Source organism: Photobacterium sp. OFAV2-7 (genome assembly GCF_022347985.1).
In the GTDB taxonomy this organism is placed as follows: domain Bacteria; phylum Pseudomonadota; class Gammaproteobacteria; order Enterobacterales; family Vibrionaceae; genus Photobacterium.
The window spans coordinates 1-3512 of record NZ_JAKRFQ010000547.1 but is presented as its reverse complement, the minus strand read 5'-3'; the positions used below and the strand labels follow the sequence as shown (position 1 = coordinate 3512).

The 3512-nt window shown below is 43.1% G+C and carries 3 protein-coding genes, 1 pseudogene and 1 riboswitch; all 4 genes and pseudogenes read right to left on the bottom strand.

The features are described from left to right. The coding region (locus tag MHN01_RS20645; protein ID WP_370646531.1) for an adenosine deaminase at positions 1 to 517 on the bottom strand (517 nt) is incomplete at its 3' end. 80 nt (positions 518 to 597) lie between these two features. Beyond that, positions 598 to 697: riboswitch (purine riboswitch) on the bottom strand. Positions 698 to 859: 162 nt separating this feature from the next. Next, positions 860 to 1324 carry a GNAT family N-acetyltransferase gene (locus MHN01_RS20640; RefSeq protein ID WP_239413143.1) on the bottom strand — a complete coding sequence of 155 codons (465 nt, stop codon included), beginning with the start codon at positions 1322 to 1324 and terminating at the stop codon, positions 860 to 862. Then, positions 1324 to 2100, bottom strand: a complete 777-nt coding sequence (locus tag MHN01_RS20635) for a PhzF family phenazine biosynthesis protein (protein WP_255725393.1) — start codon at positions 2098 to 2100, stop codon at positions 1324 to 1326. The genes MHN01_RS20640 and MHN01_RS20635 overlap by 1 nt, the downstream gene beginning before the upstream one ends. 148 nt (positions 2101 to 2248) lie before the next feature. After that, a pseudogene (locus MHN01_RS20630) lies at positions 2249 to 3512 on the bottom strand (hypothetical protein); the annotation flags it as partial.

The following is a 3512-nucleotide window of genomic DNA, read 5'->3' as shown; positions in this document are numbered from 1 at the left end:
GATGCCCCTGCTCGGATGAATCGAGCCCAACGGCAATGATCTTATCCTTATGCGGCAATGCCTGCTCCAGCGTTTCAAAAGCAGACTCCTCGTCAAGGTGACGCAAGAAACACATGATCAGCTTACTGGTGATCCCCAGTTCATGCTGGGCCTGAACAAGTGCACGATGGATGCCACTAATCACGGTATCGAATTCAATCCCCCGGCTAGTGTGCGTTTGGGGATCGAAGAATATTTCAGTATGCAAAACATTATCTTCTCTGCACCGGAGAAGGTAAGCCCAGGTTAAGTCGAAGAAGTCCTGTTCATGAATAAGTACGTTCGCGCCCTGGTAATAGATATCGAGGAAAGACTGTAAGTTATGAAACTCATAGGCATCACGCACTTCTTGAGGCGTATTATACGGAATCGCTACCTGATTACGTTTAGCAAGCTCAAACATAAGCTCAGGCTCAAGCGAACCTTCAATATGAAGGTGAAGTTCAACTTTGGGTAAACCACAAATAAATTCTTTCATATCATGCTCTTAATCTGTTTGGATTTTGATTAGCAGCATTTCTGCAGAGAAGATTGGAATACCTTACAAAGAGAAAAGCTATTAACCACTTAACTCTTCGTAATCAGAATTTTACGGATTCTGGTAGAGACCCCCATACCCTATTAATGGGGTTATACGAAGTTGTGTTGATAAACACCTAGACAGTAAGTTCATCTATAACAACAGTTTTTAGTTTTTCACAGCTTTGCCGATCTTGCAAATGACAAATACATTAATTGCACATCCGCTCAAGTAACAACGTACTTAATAACCACTCATCGGCAAAGTAAAACATCACACACCTCAAGTTCGACGAGACCATTAGCCAGTACAGTTTAGTTTCATAGGGATATCAACCATTCCGTTACGTTCTCGAATACCATCAATTCTTTCAAAACCAAAGTTGAGATACACGCCTTCCGCGTTCAACGCCGAATTAACCGTAAATTCACCTTCATTGCCTTTCAATAAACAATCAGACTTAGCTTTTTCCCACAGTTGTCGGGAAAGGCCCTGACCGTTGAAACCATCTCTTACGAATAAATGATAAAGATGAGAATTATCTCTGATACCAACAACGCCGACGATACCCACACCAGCACTCTCAGCAACATGATAAACATATCCATCAGACAGGTACTGCTCTATTTGCCCCAGAGCCATGGAGCCGAGCAATAAATCATGCGCACCTTCTCCCCATGTCGGTAGAATATATTTTTCTGTTAACGGGATGATTAGATCACTTATCGCTTCAGCATCAGATTTATCTGCTTTTCGTATTTTCATTACTTTCCATCTTTCTTAATGAACTTTACTGTCTCTTGCAATCGAACATTGGCGGTTAATTCAATACTGTCCACACTCGCCTGTTTCACTTGAAAGTATCCACCTTGTAGCGAAAGCTGAGTCACCTCCAGCACTCGGGGAGACAAACGCGCAGACCAATACGGAACTAACGAACACTGTGCTGAACCTGTGGCAATATCTTCATTAATACCGATACTCGGTGCAAAATACCTGAGTACGTAGCCATTATCACCGTTTTGAGCGGTAACAATAATTGCATGGAAATCCTTAACCGTGCTGATCTTGTCGAAGTTCGGCTCAAACTGACGCACCTGCTCTTTATTTTCAAGCACAATAACTAAATCCCTTGTGCTAAACACATCGATAGGTTGTACACCTAGCAAATCGCCGTATTTCGACAACTCTGGATCATGTAAAGCCTTCCAGCTTGGCATCGTCATCGTAAATGCATCACTACTTTTTGTGACTGTTACCGTGCCATGTTTGCTAACGAGGGTAATATCAGGTACATGATCTGACATCATTTCAAAAATAGTGGCTGCCGCGGCCAAACTGCCGTGACCACAAAGGTTTATTTCTACCTCATCAGCAAACCAGCGAATTTCATAACCTTGATTCACTTTGACAATAAAAGATGTAACAGGCTCACCCAGCTCTTTTGACAATTGTTGTAGCGTTTCAACAGGCAACCAAATATCGAGTATTACAACCGCGGCTGGATTGCCGTTAGCTTTACTTCCTGTAAACACATTCAGAATATACGCTTCAATAATATGTTCCTCCTGGGTAATTAATTTGGCTCTGGCGCTTCATGTCAATCGCAGATTAAATCATGTATATAACAAATATCCCCTTATGATCAATGAGATCATAAAGGGATATACCTTTCGTATCTAACTGTGATTAGTCTTTACTGATTTGTTTGAAAATCAGGCTCGTTAATTCACCCTCACCTTCTGCCGGTGCCGGGTTTGTCCACTCGCTGGATGTATCTATCCAGAAAGTTTTAACAGAGAAGTATTCACCATCTGCCTCGACAATTGACATATCTTCCTTAGAGCCTACATAGTCCGGATGAGTTATCGACAATACTAACCGACCGTCGTCAAGCTGCCAGTCAAAGCCAAACTCTCCATCTTCTGCATCCACAAAAGCACCTTTGTTATTAGGGTCAAAACGTAGCCGCTCGTCTTCAATATAGATAGGCTCTCCCTGTTCATTAATGCCTTCGGTGTAGAGCAGTGCCCACAATGTAGACTTGTCATTATTACCCACCAGCATGTCTTCAGTGAACTTAAGTGCCTTATCGTCTGTCATTACTCGGCAGCTATCAGTCGCTGCATGATAATCGTCAATAACGTTAAAGGCTGAAGGTTGGTCAAGCTCACTGTTCCAAGGACTATTTCCTTCATTGCATTCAGTGATCTTATTGCCTTCATATTCACGGAAGACAAGGCTCCATACCTCTTTGACCCACTGACCATCATCTTGATAGACATCGTAGACAACGAAGCTGCTTTGATCATCCGAGTACAGCAAGTTAGCCAGTATCATGTACTCTTCAGGGTTTGCGGTATCCCAAGTAATTTTGAGATATCCCTCATCAGTTCGTTCCCAACGGCGCGTTGAACTTTCACGATTTTCACCAGCACGGTAATAGGCAACTGAATTATCGGCGTTAAACTGATACGCTCGTGTATCACCATCGCCACGTACTCGCACGAACTTAATATTGGCAAATTCAGCCGCATCACTATCCGTGATGACATGATGGCCACCACATGACTGAGCAGCACTGGTAAAATCAGCCATTGTCGCGTTCACTGTGGCTACGTCGACCTTGCAGCTACGAACGGTATAGTCTTCCGGGCGGTTGTAGGTAAAGCCAGATGACCAAACCTCTTTCAGATCTTGTCCGTCGTCATTCCACTCACTATAGAGCTTGAAACTAATGCGAGTATCATCCTTGCTGACATAAGCGAAATAGTCTGAATCTCCGTTACCGTAATCAATGACAACAATCCCTTCGGAGTTTATTGTCCAGGTAAACTGATCATTTGGATAACCGTTTTTGAAGTACTGGCCAGATCCGTCAGCATTAAACACCCAGTGACGAAGCTCACCACGACTGTTCATCCGATAGATTGTTTTCCCTCCAATATCAGAT

Bases quoted from the DNA above. Each gene is read 5' to 3' on its own strand.
- MHN01_RS20640 (WP_239413143.1), bottom strand. From the start codon at position 1,324: ATGAAAATACGAAAAGCAGATAAATCTGATGCTGAAGCGATAAGTGAT.